The sequence below is a fragment of the Shewanella electrica genome, assembly GCF_022321485.1.
Classification (GTDB): domain Bacteria; phylum Pseudomonadota; class Gammaproteobacteria; order Enterobacterales; family Shewanellaceae; genus Shewanella; species Shewanella electrica.
In genome coordinates this window covers 76,595-97,512 of record NZ_JAKOGG010000011.1, presented here as the reverse complement: position 1 = coordinate 97,512, position 20,918 = coordinate 76,595, and the positions used below count along the sequence as shown (strand labels likewise).

11 protein-coding genes are annotated in these 20,918 nt (G+C 49.8%); 9 read left to right on the top strand and 2 right to left on the bottom strand.

Annotation, left to right across the window (positions count from 1 at the left end; translation table 11 throughout):
* Positions 1-185: 185 nt before the first annotated feature.
* The 3 genes from L9G74_RS22395 (at position 186) to L9G74_RS14610 (ending at position 9,254) form a co-directional block, all read left to right on the top strand.
* Positions 186-4,538 (top strand): EAL domain-containing protein, encoded by a 4,353-nt coding sequence (locus L9G74_RS22395; RefSeq protein WP_238897155.1) that lies wholly within the window; start codon positions 186-188, stop codon positions 4,536-4,538.
* A 72-nt stretch (positions 4,539-4,610) separates the two neighbouring features.
* Positions 4,611-6,827, top strand: coding sequence for a patatin-like phospholipase family protein (locus L9G74_RS14615; RefSeq protein WP_238897154.1), 2,217 nt, complete (start codon positions 4,611-4,613; stop codon positions 6,825-6,827).
* Positions 6,828-7,196: 369 nt separating this feature from the next.
* The gene (locus L9G74_RS14610) at positions 7,197-9,254 is read left to right on the top strand and encodes a M13 family metallopeptidase (RefSeq protein ID WP_238897153.1); all 2,058 of its coding nucleotides are present in this window, start codon (positions 7,197-7,199) and stop codon (positions 9,252-9,254) included.
* Positions 9,255-9,327: 73 nt separating this feature from the next.
* Here L9G74_RS14610 and hxpB read toward each other — a convergent pair whose 3' ends face one another.
* Complete coding sequence (gene hxpB / locus L9G74_RS14605) at positions 9,328-9,993, bottom strand: hexitol phosphatase HxpB (protein WP_238897173.1); 666 nt, start codon at positions 9,991-9,993, stop codon at positions 9,328-9,330.
* 340 nt (positions 9,994-10,333) lie between these two features.
* Here hxpB and acnB point away from each other — a divergent pair, with 340 nt between their 5' ends.
* Positions 10,334-12,931 (top strand): bifunctional aconitate hydratase 2/2-methylisocitrate dehydratase, encoded by a 2,598-nt coding sequence (gene acnB, locus L9G74_RS14600; protein ID WP_238897152.1) that lies wholly within the window; start codon positions 10,334-10,336, stop codon positions 12,929-12,931.
* Positions 12,932-13,212: 281 nt separating this feature from the next.
* Here the strand turns inward: acnB and L9G74_RS14595 are convergent, their stop codons facing one another.
* Positions 13,213-15,732, bottom strand: a complete 2,520-nt coding sequence (locus tag L9G74_RS14595; protein WP_238897151.1) for a penicillin-binding protein 1A — start codon at positions 15,730-15,732, stop codon at positions 13,213-13,215.
* A gap of 178 nt (positions 15,733-15,910) precedes the next feature.
* Between L9G74_RS14595 and L9G74_RS14590 the strand changes: the two genes are divergently transcribed.
* From L9G74_RS14590 to L9G74_RS14570, 5 genes are read left to right on the top strand one after another with little or no spacing between them, the layout of a single operon-like run.
* Positions 15,911-16,993, top strand: a complete 1,083-nt coding sequence (locus L9G74_RS14590) for a pilus assembly protein PilM (RefSeq protein WP_238897150.1) — start codon at positions 15,911-15,913, stop codon at positions 16,991-16,993.
* Entirely contained in the window at positions 16,981-17,568 is a 588-nt protein-coding gene (locus L9G74_RS14585; protein WP_238897149.1) for a PilN domain-containing protein, read from the top strand. The genes L9G74_RS14590 and L9G74_RS14585 overlap by 13 nt, the downstream gene beginning before the upstream one ends.
* Entirely contained in the window at positions 17,568-18,191 is a 624-nt protein-coding gene (locus L9G74_RS14580; protein ID WP_238897148.1) for a type IV pilus inner membrane component PilO, read from the top strand. The genes L9G74_RS14585 and L9G74_RS14580 overlap by 1 nt, the downstream gene beginning before the upstream one ends.
* A complete protein-coding gene (locus L9G74_RS14575; RefSeq protein ID WP_238897147.1) occupies positions 18,188-18,703 on the top strand; it encodes a pilus assembly protein PilP in 516 nt (171 codons plus the stop codon). Before L9G74_RS14580 ends, L9G74_RS14575 begins: the two co-directional genes overlap by 4 nt.
* 20 nt (positions 18,704-18,723) lie before the next feature.
* Complete coding sequence (locus L9G74_RS14570; RefSeq protein WP_238897146.1) at positions 18,724-20,775, top strand: type IV pilus secretin PilQ; 2,052 nt, start codon at positions 18,724-18,726, stop codon at positions 20,773-20,775.
* The last annotated feature ends 143 nt before the right edge of the window (positions 20,776-20,918 follow it).

Below are 20,918 nucleotides of genomic sequence, written 5' to 3'. Positions count from 1 at the left end.
CTTGGAGCACACTATAATCTGTTAACCAAATGTGAACCATGGTATTTAACGATATGATAATATGTGCAAACTTTAGTGACATAGGTGGTTAACTGCCAATGATCAGAGCCGTATTCGCGATCCTGCTTTGTCTCAGTTGTTGTCTTAGTCATTTGCTCTGCAGCAGTGCCAATGCTGCGGACATAGTGCAACGCGTCTTTACGGCTCGAGACGGTCTTGGCTCTTACAACATCCACGATATTAGTATGGATGAGCGCGGTTTTACTTGGTTGGCGACTGAGACCGGTTTATATCGCGTGAGTCGCAACCTGATCCGGCGTGTTGATCGCTATGAAGACCATGATTTGGTGGACGAGCAGTTTTTCACCATAGTGCGGGTGGTGAATCCTCGTTTGTTATTGGTCAGCTCCGAACACCATACCTATTTTTTTGATACTTACACTAGCCAATTTAAAGCCTTTGGTTCTGGCGACACATTTCCTACATTCAAAGATGGCGCGTTAATTCAGACGGCCACTTTGCGCAATGGTGATCAATTGCTGTTGTCGGAAGTGGGCAATTTGTGGCGGTTATCTCAGAGTGGCGAGCAGCTAACATTACTGTTTGCCCTGCCAACGCGGCAATTTGAGTGGAACCAACTGTTGCTGCTGGATGATCAGATCATCGTGGCGAATAACCATGAATTGCTGCGCTTTAGTCACAGTGGTGTGGCGCTGGCAACTGATGCATGGCAAACACAATACGGCACGATTAGTTCACTGGCTAAAGATGAACTGCAACGCGTGTGGATTGGTAGCTCTAAAGGGCTATATCAGTTGTCCGTTGCTCAAGGCAGCGTGTCTGCCGTACCGCAGCTGAGCTATTTTTGTCAGCAAGTTATTGATGGCGGTAATGGTGGGCTGTGGCTGATAGCCAATTCCGTACTCTACCGTTTTGAACCGTCAACCGGAGCCATAACCAGCTACAAGTCGAGCTTGAGCCGCCGAGCGGGCATTGAGCGGGTGGGCATTGCCGTGCGTGATAATAACGGCTTGTTATGGGTATCTGGCTCTTCACAGCCATTAGCCGTATTGGCACCGCAACCCGCATTTTTATTGGAAAGCTTTGTCGCCGATAGTCCACATTCGCTCAATGACGACGCCATTTGGTCCATCTATGCCGATGACCATCAGCTGTGGTTTGGCGGTGTTGGGCAAATGCATCGATTCGATCAAAACACCCATGAGATGGTGCATGTTGCGCCGCAAGATATCCTGCCGGATGACTCAATCTTTGATATGGAAGCGTTCGATGACCGCCACCTGCTATTGGCAACGGTGGATGGCATCCGCCTGTTTGACGTTGCTGCGATGCAGACGGTGGATATGTCGCCGTGGGTGACAAATAGCGACTTACTGCGTGGCAAGTTGATTTTCTCATTGACGCATATTGATAGTCGCTGGTGGATAGCAAGTGCCAACGGCATGTTTGTCTGGGATACCAACACCGCCACGATTGTGCCAGTTGCTGCGGCACAAACGCCAGAAGCCAGCCCTAGCCGATATATGTTTGGTGTTTGGCAAGATCGCCAGCAGCAACTGTGGATGTTTGGTGACCAAACATTTGGTTATTTCCCCACGCTTGAGCGCCCATTTGTGTCTCTGTACGACACCGTTGCGCAGCAGATACAGCGAGATATTTCGATTAGCCAAGTGATGCAAGTTGAGCCAAACGTGCTGTGGCTGGCTACCCGTAATGATGAGCTATGGCAGTTTAACATCGACACGCAGCAGGTGTTGTCGTTGACTAACCAATGGGGTTTAGCGTGTCACTCGGTGTATTTTCTGACGCAAACGCCAGATTTCCGCATTATCGCCTGTGAAGACAAAATTGTGCGGCAACGTAAACTGGATGGCAGTATTGAAGCTTTTGGTCAGTCCGATGGATTGATTGCGCGCGAGCTTAACGAAAACGCTTTTTGGCTTGACCAACAGCAGCATCTTTATGTTGGCTCGCCCAAAGGGGCGATGAAGCTGGATGTCGCCGCGATGCGTAAACGTATTCCTTATCAGCACACGCTGCTCGAGTCGGCCACCGTTTATTATGATGATGCGATTGAACTGAGCCTAGTCCCTCAAAATGGCATGACCATCAAGCCCGGCGCCAAGCTGGTGACATTTCAATTCTCCAATCTTGACTACTTGAGCTTAGAGAAACTCGCACTTAAGTATCGCTTGCTGAAGATGGGGAGCCGGGATGTGCCGCCGTATCTGCAATTAGATAGCCAAACTCAAGTTAACCTTTCTGGTCTTGATGCGGGCAGTTATCGCTTGGAAGTGCTGGGTCAAAATGATGGCGTGTGGGAGCGCGCGCCGCTGGTGTTTCGTTTCAACGTACAACTTTACTGGTGGCAAAATACTTGGGTAAAACTGGCCTTTTTGTCATTGCTGCTGTTGGGTCTGCTGGGGATCATCGTTTATCGACAACGCCAAGTTAAAAGCTTCAAGCATATCAACGCCGCCTTAGTGTTTAGTGATGAACGCTTACGGCAATCTCTGCGTGGTAGTGATTCAGATCTGTGGGAGTGGCATCGACAAGGCGATCGGCTGTCGCTGCAAAATCATGGCAATGTGCTGGGCGGCGAACGGCACGAAATCATCATGTCGCTGGCTGACTTGCCGATTCATCCCGATGATCGACCCTATGTGATGGAACGCTGGTTACAGATGTTAGCTGGCGAGGTAGACAACTTTGAGTGTGAATATCGCTATCAACGGTTAGACGGAAGTTGGGGGTGGTTGCGCATTCGTGGACGACCGACCGCGTTTGATGCTAACGGGCAGATTATCAAGGCCTCGGGTATTTATAGCGAGTGCACGCAGACGCGCTTGTTAGAAAAAGAGGCGCATCTGCTGGCGCGGGCGTTTGAAAATACCAGTGAAGGCATGTTCATTGTTGATGCCGCAGAGCATATTGAAGTGAGTAATTTGGCGGCGGAAAACCTGTTAGGCGTTACCGCCAGTCAACTTATCGGTCAGCCAATCAGCCGTTTTATTGTAACACTAGCGGCGCCGATGGCTGAGTTGCTGAAAGACCAAGATTCTTGGGCGGGGGAGAGTCAGCTATATTCGCCACAGATGGATAAATTGCCGATTTGGTTGAACGTGTCCACCATTAAAAATGCGCGGCAACAACTGCAATACTATGTGTTGGTATTTTCTGATATTAGTGCGCGCAAGGCGTCGGAGGCCGAGCTGCGTAAGCTGGCGAATTATGACGTATTGACCAGTTTGCCCAACCGCAGTTTGTTTGCGCAGCGGCTGGAGCGCGCTATGGCGCGGGCCGAGAGTCAACAGCACAAGCTGTCGTTGCTGTTTCTTGACCTTGACCGCTTCAAGCAAGTGAATGATTACTACGGCCACAGCATGGGTGACGCCTTACTGGTAGAGGCCGCCAATCGGCTCCAGTCAGTGCTCGATGATGATGCGGTACTGTGCCGCTTTGGTGGTGATGAGTTTGTGATTTTGGTGAACAGCGGCGATATCGATCATATTAACCGCCTGTGTGAAGCGATGCTGGCGCAGATCTCCAGCCCGTTCAAACTGTTTGGCCGCGAGTTTTTTATCTCTACCAGCATCGGCATCAGTATCTGGCCTGATGATACCCGCCAAGCCGAAGCGTTGATCAAAAATGCCGATCAAGCGATGTACGATGCCAAAGACCGTGGCCGTGGCAATTTCCAGTACTATTCCAGCGAGCGTAATGCCGAGGCGCTGTATCACCTGCGGCTTGAAGGCGATTTGCGCAAAGCATTGGAGCAAGATCAGTTTGAATTGCACTACCAAGGCCAGTTCGATCTGCTGCAAGACGACCGCATCATTGGCGTGGAAGCTCTGATACGCTGGCAGCACCCGCGTGATGGTCATGTGCGCCCCGATATCTTTATCAAGGTGGCCGAGAGTTGTGGGTTGATTGTTGATATTGACCGCTGGGTGCTGAAACAAGCCTGCCGTCACGGGGCCATCTGGTGCGCATCGATGCCGCTGTTCCGCATGTCGGTCAACATCAGTGCGGTGCATTTCCGTCAGCCAGATTTTATCGAGGTGGTGTCGCAAATTCTGCACGACACCGGCATGCCAGCAGCGCAGCTCACATTAGAGATCACCGAAGGGGTGTTAATGAAAGAGCTACACGTGGCGTGTGAACATCTGCAACAGCTGCGCAGCATGGGAATTGAAGTCGCGATTGACGATTTCGGCACGGGTTACTCATCACTCGCGTATCTGCGGCATTTTGCCGTGAACACGCTAAAAATTGACCGTTCATTTTTGATCGACATCGCCAGCAACAGCGCCGACCAAGCGATTGTGAGCAGTATTATCGAGATTGCTCGTAACTTGAAATTAAAGGTGGTAGCCGAAGGCGTTGAAACGAAAGAACAGTTAGAACAAGTGTTTAGTCGAGGCTGTTACCTGATCCAGGGCTACTACTTTGGCAAACCTGTTTCGGCAGAAAACCTCGAATTACAGCTACAGCAGCAGGCTTCGCTGCAGAAGTAATTTGCGGCCGATTTTGTTGAATTTTGTTGGCACACTTCTGCTACTATATTCGCCAACTTATCTTTGAGTTCAATGTGCCGCATGATGTTAATTTCTCGACTTCTTTTGCTGATAATGGGGCTGTCAGTCGCCGGTTTCGCCTGCGCTGATCGGCTAAAAGTTGGCTTAGTGCTCAGTGGCGGCGGGGCCAAAGGCGCCGCCCATGTGGGCGTGATTAAGATTCTGGAACAACATCATATTCCAGTGGATTACGTCGCGGGTACCAGTATCGGCGCCTATGTGGGCGGTTTGTATGCGCTTGGTTACAGCGCTGCCGAAATTGAACAGCTGATGATGGACCAAGACTGGGATAGCGGCTATTCCGATACGATTCCGCGCGAAGCGCTCGGTTATCGCGAGAAACAGCAGCGTGACCGTTTTAATATTCCACTCAATATGGGCCTGCGTGACGGCGAAGTGATGACGCCGCAAGGGGTGCTGCTGGGGCAAACCATGTCGCGGTTGTACCGCACCACGGCTGGGCTTATCCCAGAATTTACCAGTTTTAATGAACTATCAATTCCGTTTCGTGCCGTGGCGACTGACTTGGAAACTAGCCGCGCCGTAGTGCTTACCAAGGGCAGCTTAGTGCAAGCCATGCAGGCTTCTGCCACCGTGCCCGGTGCGTTACAGCCAGCGGTGATTGATGGCAAATTGCTGGTGGATGGCGGCATCGCCAATAACATGCCCGTTGATGTGGTGAAATCCATGGGGGCAGACGTCGTTATCGCCATCGACATCGGTTCCGGTTTGGTGAAAAAGAAAGAACTGAATGGCGCGATTGCGATTTTGAACCAGCTGTCGACCATGTTGACCAACGCCAGCACCGAACGACAGAAACGACTGCTGACCGAAGACGATATTCTGATCCGCCCCGATGTGGATACGCTCAGCACCACCGATTTTTCTATTATGCCTGATGCGTTGGCGGCCGGTGAAAAGGCGGCCAATGAACAGTTAGATCAACTGTTGCCGTTGGCGTTGCCGCCGCAGCAATATGCTGCCTATCAACAGCATAAAAAGCAGGTAGCAGTGCGCTGGCGTGATGAAGCCAAGCAACCCCTGATTGCGGTGAACTTTACCAACAACTCTACTGTAGATAATCGCTTGATTGCTAAAGTGTTCGACGTGCATAAAGGCGATGTGATTGATAAAGAGCAGCTCAATGAAGCGGTAAGCCGTCTGTATTCGCTGAACAAGTTTGAGCGGGTCACCGCCGAGTTTGAAGATACGCCTGAAGGTCGCATGTTGAATGTGGACGCCAAGGCCAAATCTTGGGGGCCTAACTATCTGCAATTTGGCTTTAACTGGGAAGATGACCTGTCGCTCGACTCGGCCTTGACCATTGATCTCGCCATGACCATGACCGATCTCACCAGCAATGGTGGTGAATGGCGTAACGAAGCGCGTATGGGCTTTGAAAAGATGTTATCCACCGAATTTTACCAGCCATTAGATGCAGACCAGCATGTGTTTAGCCGTGCCCAGTACCGTTATCGCGTCAACGAATGGGATATTTTTAAAGGACAAGCAAAGTATTACGAGTTAGAGCGGGAGATCCATTCGGCCGAGTTTGGTGTCGGGCTCAACTTCACCAATAAAAGCATGTTGGAGTTGGGGATTAGCGGTGACGCGGGCCGTTTGACTAACCGTGCCTTGATTGAAGATGTCGACTTTACCAGTTACGGCGTGTATCTGCGTTATGGCTTCGACACGTTAAATAACATCAGTTTCCCGACGTCGGGTAATCGCTTCCGCGTCAATCTGTCTTTGCGAGATGAAAATTACTCCGGTATGGAAGATCCGGGGCGAACCTTCCAAATAGAAGCGGATTGGAAAGGGGTAGTCAGTGTGCGCAGCCACTCATTTGTGGGCAAAGCGGCCTATGAGACGATCAGCAATGACAGTGATTTCAGTGTCAATGTGGTGGATTTGGGTGGGTTCTTGAACTTGTCGGGTTACCGTAAAAATTCGCTAGCAGGGGCCAAGAAACTGTTTGGCGCCTTTATCTACCAATATGATCTGGGCCGAGATGCGCTGGGGTTGCAAGATTATCCGCTGTATTTGGGCGCGAGTGTTGAGGCCGGGAATGTTTGGGGATCGTCCGAAAAAATGGATATGGGTGACCTGATTTATGGCGGCAGCTTGTATCTTGGCACCACCACCGCATTTGGCCCTGCCGCCTTTGGTATCGGCCTTACCGATGACGGTGAAGAATCTATGTACCTGTTTATCGGCAAGAATTTCTAGGGGCTGTTTATCTTTAGTGTTTAATTTTTGTTCAAATTAAACGCGTTATGAACGAGGCGAGACCAGCTTGCTTAGTCAACTAAGCAAGCTGGGCGCAACAAAGTTCAGAGTGCGTTTAAATGAACCCTTCGGGCAGCGACAGCGCGCAATTTATTCAGCGTTAGGCGCTGTTGGTGGAGAATAACTACACGGCACATCGCCTGTCTTGCCTAAATCACGCGCTGCCTGCTGCAAAAACAATCAGCAAAGATAAACCGCCCCTAATTGTAAACAATCTTACAAAAATAGCCTTCTGAGCGGGTGACGCTAATGCTAAGGTGTGGCACTGAAAATCGGTGTTACACCTTTAACATAGAGAACGGAACCCACATGAAAAAGCTAAGCACTTTGGCTGTTGGCATTGCCCTCAGCCTCGGACTGGCCGCGTGTAGCAGCCAACAACAAGTTCCGCAAACGCAAGCAGCAGTCAACAAAGTCTCTGGTATCGAGCAAGAAAACTTCGATCCAGCAGTGCGTTTTCAGGATGACCTGTATTACAGCGTTAACGGCAAATGGTTAGCTAATACGCCAATTCCGGCTGACAAATCTAACTACGGCGCCTTCTCGGTGCTGTACGATCAAAGTCAGGCCTCTTTGAAAGAGATCATTGAAGCTGCCGCTGCTAAACCAAACAAAGCGGCGGGTTCAGTAGAACAAAAAATCGGTGATTTCTATAGCGCCTACATGAATACCGCTAAGGTTGAGCAACTGGGGATCACCCCGCTGAAAAGCCAACTCGAACAAATCGCTGCCTTGTCTGATCATAACGGCGTGGCCAACCTGATGGGCCAGCTGTTGACCAGCGGTGTGTCAATGCCACTGGGGTTCTACGTCAACAACGACGCGAAAAACTCATCACAATACGGTGTTTACCTGTATCAAGCCGGTTTGACCCTGCCAGACCGCGACTACTATCTCAAAGACGATGAAAAGATGGTGGCTAACCGCGCGGCCATGCGTAACTACGTTCAAGCGCTGATGAGCGCGGCGGGTTATGCCCATGCGGATGAAGCGGCAGCTAACGTGGCAAACATTGAGCTGGCGATTGCCAAAAACCAATGGAGCCGCGTTGAATCACGCGATGCCAACAAAGCCTACAACAAGATGACCGTTGCCGATGTGCAAAAGCTGACTGCTGGCTTTGATTTTAACGCCTTTGCGGCGGGTACTGGCTTGGCGGGTAAAACCAACGACATTATCGTACGTCAGCCTTCGTACTTTGAAAAAATGGGCGCGCAGTTTAACCAAATCTCCGTGTCGGCGTGGAAAGACTACTTGGCGTTCCATCTGGTGGATAGCTACGCGAAGTTGCTGAGCAAGCAGTTTGCGGATCTGAGCTTTGATTTCCACAGCAAAACGCTGATGGGCATTCAAGAGCAGCAACCGCGTTGGAAGCAAGCGGTGGATGGCGCTGATGACGTGATTGGTGAGTTGGTTGGTAAAGAGTACGTTGCGCGTAACTTTAAGCCAGAAGCCAAACAGCGCATGGAGCAGATGATCAAAAACCTGATCAAAGGGTTTGAAGTCAGCATCAATGAGCTGGAATGGATGACACCAGAAACCAAGAAAGCCGCGCAAGAAAAGCTGTCTAAGTTCACTTACAAAATTGGCTATCCAGACAAATGGCGCGATTATTCGAAGCTGACCATCAAAGCGGGCGAATTGGTGGGTAACTATCAACGTTCAGCGGCGTTTGAATATAGCGACATGCTGAACAAAATCGGCAAGCCAGTGGATCGCACTGAATGGCACATGACCCCGCAAACGGTGAACGCCTACTTCAGCCCTGTGGGTAACGAAATTGTGTTCCCTGCTGCGATTTTGCAACCACCGTTCTTCAACATGGAAGCCGATGACGCGGTGAACTACGGCGGTATCGGTGCGGTAATCGGCCACGAAATCAGCCATGGTTTTGACGACCAAGGCGCTAAATATGATGGTGACGGTAACCTGCGTAACTGGTGGACAGACAAAGACCGCTTAGAGTTTGAAAAACGTGGTAAAGCCTTGTCGGCTCAATACAGTGCCTTTGAACCTCTGCCGGGCAAACACGTTAACGGTGATTTGACCTTAGGTGAAAACATTGGTGACTTGGGCGGTTTGACCGTGGCGTTGCGCTCTTATCATTTGAGCCTCAATGGACAACAAGCCCCAGTGATGGATGGCCTGACAGGTGATCAACGTTTCTTCGTTGGTTGGTCACAAGTATGGCGTCGCAACTATCGTGATGAAGAGCTGGTGCGTCGTTTGCTGACTGACCCACATGCTCCAAGCCACTACCGTGCTATGGGAACACCACGCAACATTGAAGGTTTCTACAAGGCGTTTGATCTTAAACCTGGCGACAAGCAGTATCTGCCAGAAGATAAACGCGTAAAAATCTGGTAATCCAGTTAGTTAGCTAACTAACAATAAGGCCACCCATTGCGGTGGCCTTTGTTATGGCTGACAATGCAGGTGATTACGCAAATTGCCGCAGTACCTGTTCAAACTCAGTGAGTGCTCGGGCTTGCAGATGTGCCGCATGCCAGCGTGCTTCACCTTGATGCTCTGGCGCGGGGATCACTAACGTTTGCATACTGGCGGCGCGGGCGGCAATGATACCGTTAAAGGAGTCCTCCACGGCTAAACAACGGGTTGGTGACACACCCAGTTGCTTGGCGCATTGCAGATAAACTTCGGGATGGGGTTTGCCGTAAGGCAAGTGCTCAGCAGATTGGGTGACATCAAAATAGTGGCCGATGTCGAGTTTGGTCAGCACTGCATCCAGAATCTGTTGCGGCGATGAGGTGGCAAGACCCACCTTTAGCCCAGCATCACGACATAACTGCAACGCGGTAAACACGCCAGCCATTGCTTGCCCATCTTGCGCAATGAACTCCACTACGCGCGCCAGAATAAACTGCATCATCTGTTGCCGATCAAATGGCTGCGCTGGAAAACGTTCTGCCCAAAAGTTAACTAGCTCATCAATGCGTAACCCGGTGGTTTGCACAATTTCGGCCCGCGTTACAGGTAAACCAAAGCCGGTCAGCACTTCAAACTCGGCTTGTTGCCAAGCGGGTTCGGAATCAATCAGTACACCGTCCATGTCGAAAATGACGGCTTGCAGCGAAACATGATGCATCATACAGACAACCACTTATTGTCGAATTAATGGGGTAGATTAGCGGATTTCTTGGGCGAAAATCAAAGCTCATGGAATGCTAATTCTTTGTAATGCAAATAGATGTATAATTTTCCCACTATCGTCTAATATCTTTATGCAGGTGAAGTACTTAGTGTTGTGCGCGACAGAAGGTCTACCATAAAACCCCCTTCATTCTTGTGTGATCTGATTCATACTTTTGCAAAGATGTTGTATAATTCAGCCCGGAAATTACGGGTCTAAACCTGTAGGGCTGCCCCAGGAACGACAGAAGGGTGGTCGTCAGAGCGCCAAGCGCCAAACAAAGAGGAATGTTGCCGTGCTAGAAGCATATCGTAAACACGTCGCAGAGCGTGCTGCAGAGGGCGTCGTCCCTAAGCCGCTAGATGCCCAACAAGTCGCCGAACTGGTCGAATTAGTCAAAAATCCACCTGCCGGTGAAGAAGAATTCATTGTAGATTTGTTAGAAAACCGCATTCCACCGGGTGTGGATGAGGCCGCTTATGTGAAAGCGGGCTTCTTGGATGCCCTCGCGCAAGGTACGGTAACATCTCCTATTATCTCTGCCGAACGCGCAGTTGAGTTGTTAGGTACCATGCAAGGTGGCTACAACATTGAGCCACTGATCAAAACCCTCGACAACGACAAGCTGGCTGGCATTGCTGAAAAAGCGCTGTCACACACCTTGTTGATGTTTGATGCTTTCCACGACGTGGTGGAAAAAATGCAAGCGGGCAACGAATTTGCCAAGCGCATTGTGGAAGCTTGGGCTAACGCCGATTGGTTCCTTGGCCGTCCAAAACTGGCAGAAAAAATCTCCCTGACCGTATTTAAAGTCCCCGGTGAAACTAACACCGATGACTTGTCTCCAGCCCCAGATGCTTGGTCTCGTCCTGATATCCCATTGCACGCCTTGGCGATGTTGAAAAACCCACGTGATGGCATCGAACCTGATGAGCCAGGCAATGTGGGTCCAATCAAAACTATCGACAGCCTGAAAGAAAAAGGCTTCCCACTGGTGTATGTGGGTGACGTAGTCGGTACTGGTTCTTCACGTAAATCAGCCACCAACTCTGTATTGTGGTTGATGGGCGATGATATCCCATACGTGCCAAACAAACGCGCTGGCGGTTTCTGCTTCGGCGGTAAAATCGCGCCAATCTTCTTCAACACCATGGAAGATGCGGGTGCGCTGCCCGTTGAGCTGGACGTTGGCATGATGGAAATGGGCGACGTGATCGACGTTTACCCATATGAAGGCAAAGTGACCCGTCACGATAGCGACGAAGTTATCTCTGAATTCACACTGAAAACCAAAGTGATTCTGGATGAAGTCCGTGCTGGTGGCCGTATTCCATTGATCATCGGCCGTGGTCTGACTGACAAAGCACGTGAAGTCTTGGGTCTGCCAGCTTCTGATGTGTTTGTGCGCCCAGGTGCGGTACAACAGTCAACCAAAGGTTTTACCTTAGCGCAGAAAATGGTCGGTAAAGCTTGCGGTGTTGCAGGCATTCGTCCAAACCAATACTGCGAACCTAAGATGACTTCTGTAGGCTCGCAAGATACTACCGGCCCAATGACCCGTGACGAGCTGAAAGACTTGGCATGTTTGGGCTTTAGTGCTGATTTGGTGATGCAGTCATTCTGTCACACCGCAGCCTATCCAAAACCTGTGGACGTGAACACGCACCACACGCTGCCTGATTTCATCATGAACCGTGGTGGTGTATCACTGCGCCCAGGTGACGGTGTGATCCACTCATGGCTGAACCGTATGCTGCTGCCGGATACCGTAGGTACTGGTGGTGACTCTCATACTCGTTTCCCTATCGGTATTTCATTCCCTGCGGGTTCTGGTCTGGTAGCGTTTGCTGCGGCCACTGGCGTAATGCCACTGGATATGCCGGAATCAGTATTGGTGCGCTTTAGCGGTAAGATGCAACCGGGTATCACCCTGCGTGACTTGGTACATGCGATTCCACACAAAGCGATCGAAATGGGTCTGCTGACCGTTGAGAAGAAAGGTAAGAAAAACGTGTTCTCTGGCCGCATCCTTGAGATTGAAGGTCTGGAACACCTGAAAGTTGAGCAAGCGTTTGAGCTGTCAGATGCCTCGGCTGAACGTAGTGCTGCCGGTTGTACCATCAAGCTGGATAAAGAACCAATCATCGAATACCTGAACTCTAACATCGTGATGTTGAAGTGGATGATCTCTGAAGGCTACGGCGACCGTCGTACCTTGGAACGTCGTATTCAAGGTATGGAACAGTGGTTGGCTAACCCAGAGTTGATGGAAGCAGATAAAGACGCAGAATATGAAGCGATTATCGACATCAACCTGGATGAAATCAAAGAGCCTATTCTATGTGCGCCGAACGATCCTGATGATGCACGCTTGTTGTCTGAAGTGGCTAACACCAAGATTGACGAAGTATTTGTTGGTTCATGTATGACTAACATCGGTCACTTCCGCGCGACCGGTAAAGTGCTCGACAAGTTTGCCACGACACTGCCAACCCGCTTGTGGATCGCTCCGCCAACTAAGATGGACCGCGATCAACTGACTGAAGAAGGCTATTACAGCATCTTTGGTAAAGCTGGTGCGCGTATCGAAATCCCAGGTTGTTCACTGTGTATGGGTAACCAAGCACGTGTGGCTGAAGGTGCGACTGTGGTATCTACCTCAACTCGTAACTTCCCGAACCGTTTGGGTACTGGTGCCAACGTTTACTTGGCATCTGCTGAGTTAGCCGCGGTAGCAGCGTTGCTCGGTCATCTGCCATCGGTAGATGAATATCTGGAATACGCTAAAGAGATTGATGCGACCGCAGCGGATACCTACCGTTACCTGAACTTCGATCAACTGCCTGCTTACACTGATAAAGCAGATACTGTGATCTTCCAGACTGCAGTTTAAACCGCAATCCGTCTTCGAAAAGCCAGCGCTTTGCGCTGGCTTTTCTGTTTCAGTACCGCGCTCAGCAGCGTAGTAAGTGGTGTATTCAAGCCGTTCGGTTGCTCGGGCGTTCGCCTGCTGTCCAGTGCTGTATCGCACGTGCTGGCGCGACCAATTCGACCAAGATACCACGCTGAACAGGCGGTCATCCGCGGGCAGTGTGCATCGTTCCATATGGTTCTGGCAGAAAAAAGAAGCCCCCTAAAATAGGAGGCTGCTGAGGTAACATCGGCGTCGTGGAGCTATTGGAACAGCTCTTGTGCCGCTTTGTTATCGATAAAGATGTTGCTGTCTTCGCTGTTCTCTTGCGCGTACTGGGTCGGCTCAGTACCTCTGATAAAGTACTCAAACTCGCTGGTATAGTCAGTTTTACGTGACAACAGCCCAGTTGCTAGATCGATGCGTACCGACACAATTCCTGCTGGTGGTTGGATCGGTTGTTCTGGGGTGCCTTTCAGCGCGTGGTACATAAACTGGTTCCACGCCGGTCCTGCGGTTTTTGCACCAGACTCACCACCAGTAATTTGATCTTTCGGCGCATTAGCGTTCCATGCGGTACGGCCGAGTTGACGACCGTGATCATCAAAGCCAACCCATGCGGTAGTGACCAAGCTTGGGTTAAAACCACTAAACCAAGTATCACGAGCTTCGTTGGTGGTACCGGTTTTACCTGCGATATCATGGCGTTGGATCAAACGCGCTGCACGCCATGCGGTGCCATTCCAGCCGGTACCTTGGTTCCAATCGCCACCACCCCAAATAACACTCTTCAATGCTTCAGTGATCAGGAACGCCACTTGCTTGGACACGATGCGTTTGGCATGGCGTGCCGTCGGATTGGCACAGTTATATGGCATCGGGGCGCTGGCGTTATCATCAAACGCTGGCCGTGGTGCAATATCATTGCTGCGCGGCAGCTCGGCATCATCACAGGCCAATGCTGGTTGCGCTTGTTCAATCGTTTTACCGTAACCATCTTCGATATGGTCGATATAGTAAGGTTCGATCAAATAGCCGCCGTTGGCAAAGGTGGTAAACGCAGCAACGACCTGTAACGGGGTGACTGATGGTGAACCTAGCGCTAACGACTCGTTACGGCTTAAGTCTTCACGGTCGAAACCGAATTCGACTAACTTATCAATGGCGTTATCGACACCGACATAACGCAGTGCGCGTACCGCCATCACGTTAACGGATTGTGCTAAGCCGACTTTTAAGCGGGTTGGGCCGCCGTAAACGTCTGGTGAGTTTTTAGGGCGCCATGCCGTACCTTGGCGCAAATCAGGCTTGTTGATCGGCGCGTTGTTGATCAGCGTGGCTAAGGTGTAGCCCTTTTCCAGCGCGGTGGTATAGATCAACGGTTTGATATTGGAACCTAGCTGGCGCTTGGCTTGAGTCACGCGGTTGTACTGGCTCATGCTGAAGCTAAAGCCGCCAACCAGTGTTTGAATGGCGCCATCATGGGGTGCTAATGACACCATGGCACTGGCAACCTCTGGCACCTGCGATAACTGCCATGTCTCGTTAGTTGGACGCACCCATACCATCTCGCCGACTTTAAGGACATCCGCAGCGCTTTTCGGTGCGGCACCTTGGCGGCGATCAGAAATGAACTTACGTGCCCACTTGATGCCATCCCAGCCCAGTTCAACCTGCTTGCCATTGGTTAACATCACCGTGGCGTTTTGTGGGCCAAGCTGCATCACCGCCGCCGGTTGAATATCATCGACGGCACTGGTTTTCGCCAAGGCAGCTAAAATCTGCGATTTATCTGGCGCGGTATCGGTCCAGATGGTGCTAATTGGACCGCGATAGCCGTGGCGTTCATCGTAGGCAAATACGTTGTCACGTACCGCTTGCTGCGCTTCATTCTGTAGGCGCGAGTCGATAGTGGTATAGACGTTATAACCGCCGGTGTAAGCTTCCTCTTCGCCATATTTTTGCACCATATAGTCACGCACCATTTCGGAAATATAAGGCGAGTAGAGGTCGATTTCCGCGCCATGATAACTGGCGGTAATCGGTGCTTGAATCGCAGCTTGGTACTCTTGCTGATTGATGCTGCGTTTTTCCAACATGCGGCTCAGCACCCAGTTACGGCGGTTCATTGCCCGCACTGGATTGCGAATAGGGTTTGCCGCTGAAGGCGACTGTGGCAGACCGGCGATCATCGCCATCTCAGGCAAGGTCAGTTCACTGAGATCTTTGCCGTAATAGACTTGTGCCGCAGCGCCGACGCCGTAGGCGCGGTTGCCCAAAAATGAACGGTTCAAATATAAGGTGAGGATCTCTTGCTTGGTGAGCACTTGCTCAATCTTCAGCGCCAGAATGATCTCTTTAATCTTACGGATGTAGGTTTTTTCTCGCGACAGGAAGAAACCACGCGCCACCTGCTGAGTAATGGTACTCGCCCCTTGGCTCTTCTTACCGGTCGTCACCAAGATAAAGGCAGCACGTGTAATACCAATGGGGTCAATGCCCATATGTTCGAAGAAACGAGCATCTTCAGTATCTAATACAGCATTAACTAATTGCGGCGGTACTTGTTCATATTCCACTGGAATACGTCTTTTCTCACCAAATTGTGAGATCAACTTACCGTCTTTGGAATAAATTTTGAGAGGTGTCTGCAATTGCACCGTTTTTAGGGTGGCAACATCCGGTAAATCGGGTAAAACGTAGAAATAAATTGCGGTCACTGAGATCACTCCCAGCAACATTAAACTAAAAAAGGCAATGACAATCCGTTTTAACCACTTCACAGGATAAAATTCCGCTCGTTGTTTTGGCGCCTTAGTATATAAGGCCAAGGGGTCAGCGTGAAGTAAAAAGCTGCGTTAAAAATCAGCAAAACAATGTTAATACTAAACTTATTTTGATCACATAGTTTTAAACTATGTGCTACGCTAAAAATCAACAACTAAAAGACGGCACGGGACTATGCTTTCTAACTTATGGAGGCGCCAGGCGCCGCAGATGGTGGGGATAGACATAGGCTCCCATGAAGTAAAAGCCATTCTGCTGGGAAAGGTCGCTGACGGATATAAAATTCTGGCTCACGCCGCTGTACCCGTTAAAAAAGGCGCAGTAAATGACCATGAAATAAGGGATGTAGACGCGGTGATTGAATCGCTGCGCCTTGTTCGGCGTTTATTGCCAAAAACATTAAAATTCGCGGCCGTGTCGGTTTCTGGCTCGGCGGTGATGACCAAAGTTATCTACATGGATGCTGCGCTCAGCGAAACGGAAATGGAGGCGCAAATTGAGATCGAAGCCGATAACCTCATTCCCTATTCGCTCGATGAAGTCAGCATTGATTTCGAAACTCTCTCCGCCAACAAGAACGATGCCACCAAGGTAGACGTGCTGCTCAGCGCCTGTCGCACCGATAATATCGATTCCCGTATTGATGCCCTTGATGGCATAGATATGGAAGCCAAGGTGGTTGATGTTGAAGGTTATGCCCTCGGTCGCGCCTACCAATTAGTGCAAGCACAAGTGCCAGAGAACATTCAACAACACGGCGTGGTGGTGCTGGTGGACATCGGTGCCAACATGATCACCATTGCGGTAGTGGAACGTGGTGAAACCACCTTCATTCGCGAACAAGCTTTTGGCGGCGAGCTGTTTACCCAATCCATTCAATCTTACTATGGCATGCCACATGAGCAGGCCGAGAAAGCTAAAATAGACGGCGATCTGCCGCGTAACTACCTGCTGGAAGTGTTATCGCCATTTCAGATGCAGTTACTGCAACAAATCAAGCGCACCTTACAAATCTATTGCACCTCAAGCGGCAAGGATAAAGTCGATTTTCTGCTACTGAGCGGCGGCACATCTAAACTTGAAGGTATGGTCAATGTGTTGACGAGTGAATTGAATGTACCGGCGGTGATTGCTGATCCATTTAAAGGCGCATTGAAAGCTGATGACAAAGTGCGGCAACTGCTGCAGAAAGATATTAATAAATACTTGATTGCTTGTGGACTCGCATTAAGGAGTTATGGTCAATGGCGAACATAAACCTGCTACCTTGGCGGGAAGAAGCGCGCGAGAAAAAGAAACGCGACTATTTAGGCGTGCTCGCTTTAGTGTTTATTGCCGCGGCTTTTGCTGTTTATCTGACGATCAGTTTTATCGGATTACTCACCGAAGACCAGCGTGGGCGTAACGCCTATTTGCAAAATGAGATTCAAACACTCGACCAGCAGATCGCCGAAATTAAAAAAATTCGCGAACGCAAAGCAGATATTGAAAAACGCACCGAGATTATTTTAAACCTACAGCAATCACGCAATCTGCCGACGCATATTTTAGATGAGTTAGTGCGGGTAATTCCGCCGGGCGTTTATTTATCGAGTGTTGAGAAAAAAGGCAGTGTAATTTGGATTGAAGGCCGTAGTGAATCCAATAACAACGTGGCCAACATGATGCGTAAGATCAAAGCCTCGGAATGGCTGCAAGATCCCGCAATGCAATCGATTGTTTCCCAACAAGAAGATATTCGCGAATTACAGCGCTTCCGCTTAAAGGTGACAGTCAAAGGCAGCGTTGAAGCGTTGCCGGAGAGCACCCAAACCAAGGGAGCTGGCAAATAATGAAACTCGATCTAAGCCAGTTTAATGATCTGGATATGGAAAACATTGGTGGCTGGCCAGCACAGGTCAAAACCGTGTTTGCCATTATTTTAGCGATATTAGTCTTTGCCGGTGGCTATTATTTCTTCATCAGTGACGCATTAGCGAGTTATGACGCAGAACAACGCAAAGAAGTGCAATTGCGGCAGGATTTCCAAAACAAGTATCAGCTAGCTGCTAACCTTGAGTTATATCGTCAACAGCTGGTGGAAATGGAAGCGCAGTTTGCCGAATTATTAAAAATGCTGCCGTCACAAAATGAAATGCCAGGACTATTGGACGACTTAACATTTGTTGCCACCGATTCTGGCCTAAAAATTCGCAGTATTGATTGGGACGCAGAAATTCAGCGCGAATTTTATATTGAATATCCCATTCGCATGTCGGTGGAGGGGGGATATCACCAATTAGGCAGCATGGTGTCTGGGGTGGCCGATTTACCACGCATTGTCAGTTTGCATGATTTTATCATCAAGCGTGAAGAGAACGGTGAGCAGCTATCCATGGAGGTGTTGGCAAAAACTTATCGCTTTAAAGAGGGAGCAGATCAACCCGCAGCGCCGACAAAGGGGAAAGCCAAATGAGATTTCTGCCAATTGTTTGCATGATGCTGTTGCTGGGAGGCTGTATTGGCGACCGCGCCGATCTGGAACAATTTGTGGCATCGACCAAAGCCAACCATGTTGCGCGTATTCCACCGCTGAAAGAACCACCTAAATTTGAACACTTTATTTACCAAGCGGAATCGTTACGCAGTCCGTTTGTACCGCCTGCGAGGGAGTTAACCGAAGAGGTGGTGGATAGTTCCAGAGATTGTTTACAGCCCGATTTAAAACGTAAAAAGAGTCGCTTAGAAACCTACGCACTCGACAACCTAAAAATGCGCGGCACCTTGAGTCAAGGCCAAGTGATTTGGGCGTTGGTTGAAACCGCCGATAGTAGTGTGTATCGCCTCGGTGTAGGTGACTACTTGGGACTGTACCACGGGCGTATCGAAGCAATTTCGGCAAACAGTATTAATATTAGAGAGTTAATTCCGGACGGCGCTGGTTGTTGGACCGAACGGAATAGCAGCCTAGAACTCACAGGCGAATAACTGGCGAAGGATGAGAAATAATGAGATCTATTGTGGCGCATAGCCGACCTGACACGACAGGCACATGGTTGCGACTCGCATGGGGATGTATTCTGGCGGTTAGTCTCATTCCTTATGCAATGGCAGACAACCAGCTATTAAATGTGAAATACCACACCATTATTGACCATCAACTGGAGATGGAACTGGTATTTGCTGAGCCAATTGTTGAACCCAAAATTTCTCTTGATGCCAATCCCGCAGGCATTCGCCTCGTGTTTGCCGACACCTCGTCGAAGCTGGATAAATCCGAGCTGCCAATCAACCAAGTTGGCGTGACTGAAATGACCACCCAGCAACAAGACCGCGCGTTGCAAGTGGCGTTAACACTCAAAAAAGTGAAACCGTACCAAGGTAAGGTCATCGGCAATACCTATCGTTTAACCATCAATGATGAGGTGATGGACCCGAAAGCAAAAGACAGCAACCCCTTTGTTAATAAGATCAAAAATATCGATTTCCATCGTAGCGGCAGTAACGGTGGTGAGTTGGTGGTGGACCTCAGTAACGCTTCGGTCGCTGCCAATGTCGAGCAAGTCGGTGCCAAGTTGGAAGTGAAATTTTTTAATACTGAAATCCCCGACGATATGTTGTACGTGATGGATGTTCAGGACTTTGCCACGCCAGTCAGCAGTTTTGAAACCTTCCGAGATGACATGACCACGCGCTTTATGATCGACGTCAAAGGCATGTATGACTACAGCTACCAGCAGGAAGGCAATCAGTTTAAAGTGGTGATGACCAAAGCTGAAAAAGCGGCGTCTATCGAACCGAAGAAGAAATACTCTGGCAAAAACATTTCGTTAAATTTCCAAAAAATCTCGGTCCGTACCGCATTGCAGATTATCGCTGACTATAACAACTTTAACTTGGTGACCAGTGACACCGTTGAAGGCAGCATCACCTTGCGCCTTGACGATGTGCCATGGGATCAAGCGCTGGATTTGATTTTACAAACCAAAGGCTTAGACAAGCGCATCGAAGGCAATATCTTGATGGTGGCGCCCGCCGAAGAGATTGCTATCCGCGAAAGCCAAACGTTGAAAAACAAGCAAGAAGTTGCACAGTTAGCGCCGCTGTACTCTGAGTATTTGCAGATTAACTATGCCAAAGCCACCGATATTGCCACCCTGCTTAAGGGCGAAGGTTCCAGCTTATTGTCAGAGCGCGGTAGCGTGGCGGTAGATGAGCGCACTAACACCCTGTTAGTCAAAGATACCGCCGATATTCTCGAAAACGTGCACCGTTTGATTGATGCGCTGGATATTCCGATCAAGCAGGTATTGATTGAATCGCGCATGGTCACCGTCAGTGATACGGTGGCGCAGGATTTGGGCGTGCGTTGGGGCGTAACTGACCTACAAGGTGATTATGGTACTTCCGGTTCGCTGGAAGGTTCATCTGGCTTAGTCTCTGGTGGCACACCGGACCTTGCTGACCGTCTTAACGTTAACTTGCCCGCCGGCGCCAGCAATGCTGCTAGCATCGCCTTTAGTGTGGCGAAACTGTCTGACGGCACCTTGCTGGATTTGGAGCTGAGCGCGTTAGAGCAGGAAAACAAAGGTGAGATTATTGCTAGCCCACGTATTACCACCTCTAACCAAAAAGCGGCTTATATCGAGCAAGGGGTTGAGATCCCGTATGTGGAATCAGCCTCTAGTGGCGCGGCCACGGTGCAGTTTAAAAAAGCGGTATTGTCGCTGCGAGTCACGCCACAAATCACGCCAGACAATAAAGTGATCCTTGATTTGGAGATCACCCAAGATTCGCAAGGTGAAACCGTACAAACGCCATTGGGTGAAGCCGTGTCTATCAATACTCAAAAAGTGGGTACCCAAGTGTTGGTCGATAATGGCGAAACCATTGTGCTGGGCGGTATCTATCAACAACAAGTAATCAACAGCGTCAACAAAGTGCCTGTTTTAGGTGATATTCCGGTACTTGGGGCGCTGTTTAGAAACACGTCGGACTCCAACGAACGCCGAGAATTGCTGATTTTTGTGACGCCCAAAATCGTCACCGAGAACTTATAGCAACGCCTATTAAGCTGAAAGCCAGCGACAGGGTCGCTGGCTTTTTCACGATTAAGTGTGAACGGTTACTTGCTAACAGAGGGGGTTAACTGAGATAATCCCCAATCAAGTCTCTAAAGAGCAAGGTAACAATCCCGTCGATT

What these genes read in the sequence shown, in the direction of transcription:
- L9G74_RS14615 (WP_238897154.1), top strand. Translation starts at nt 4,611, where the DNA reads ATGTGCCGCATGATGTTAATTTCTCGACTTCTTTTGCTGATAATGGGG.
- L9G74_RS14610 (WP_238897153.1), top strand. Translation starts at nt 7,197, where the DNA reads ATGAAAAAGCTAAGCACTTTGGCTGTTGGCATTGCCCTCAGCCTCGGA.
- hxpB (WP_238897173.1), bottom strand. Translation starts at nt 9,993, where the DNA reads ATGCATCATGTTTCGCTGCAAGCCGTCATTTTCGACATGGACGGTGTA.
- L9G74_RS14590 (WP_238897150.1), top strand. Translation starts at nt 15,911, where the DNA reads ATGCTTTCTAACTTATGGAGGCGCCAGGCGCCGCAGATGGTGGGGATA.
- L9G74_RS14585 (WP_238897149.1), top strand. Translation starts at nt 16,981, where the DNA reads ATGGCGAACATAAACCTGCTACCTTGGCGGGAAGAAGCGCGCGAGAAA.
- L9G74_RS14580 (WP_238897148.1), top strand. Translation starts at nt 17,568, where the DNA reads ATGAAACTCGATCTAAGCCAGTTTAATGATCTGGATATGGAAAACATT.
- L9G74_RS14575 (WP_238897147.1), top strand. Translation starts at nt 18,188, where the DNA reads ATGAGATTTCTGCCAATTGTTTGCATGATGCTGTTGCTGGGAGGCTGT.
- L9G74_RS14570 (WP_238897146.1), top strand. Translation starts at nt 18,724, where the DNA reads ATGAGATCTATTGTGGCGCATAGCCGACCTGACACGACAGGCACATGG.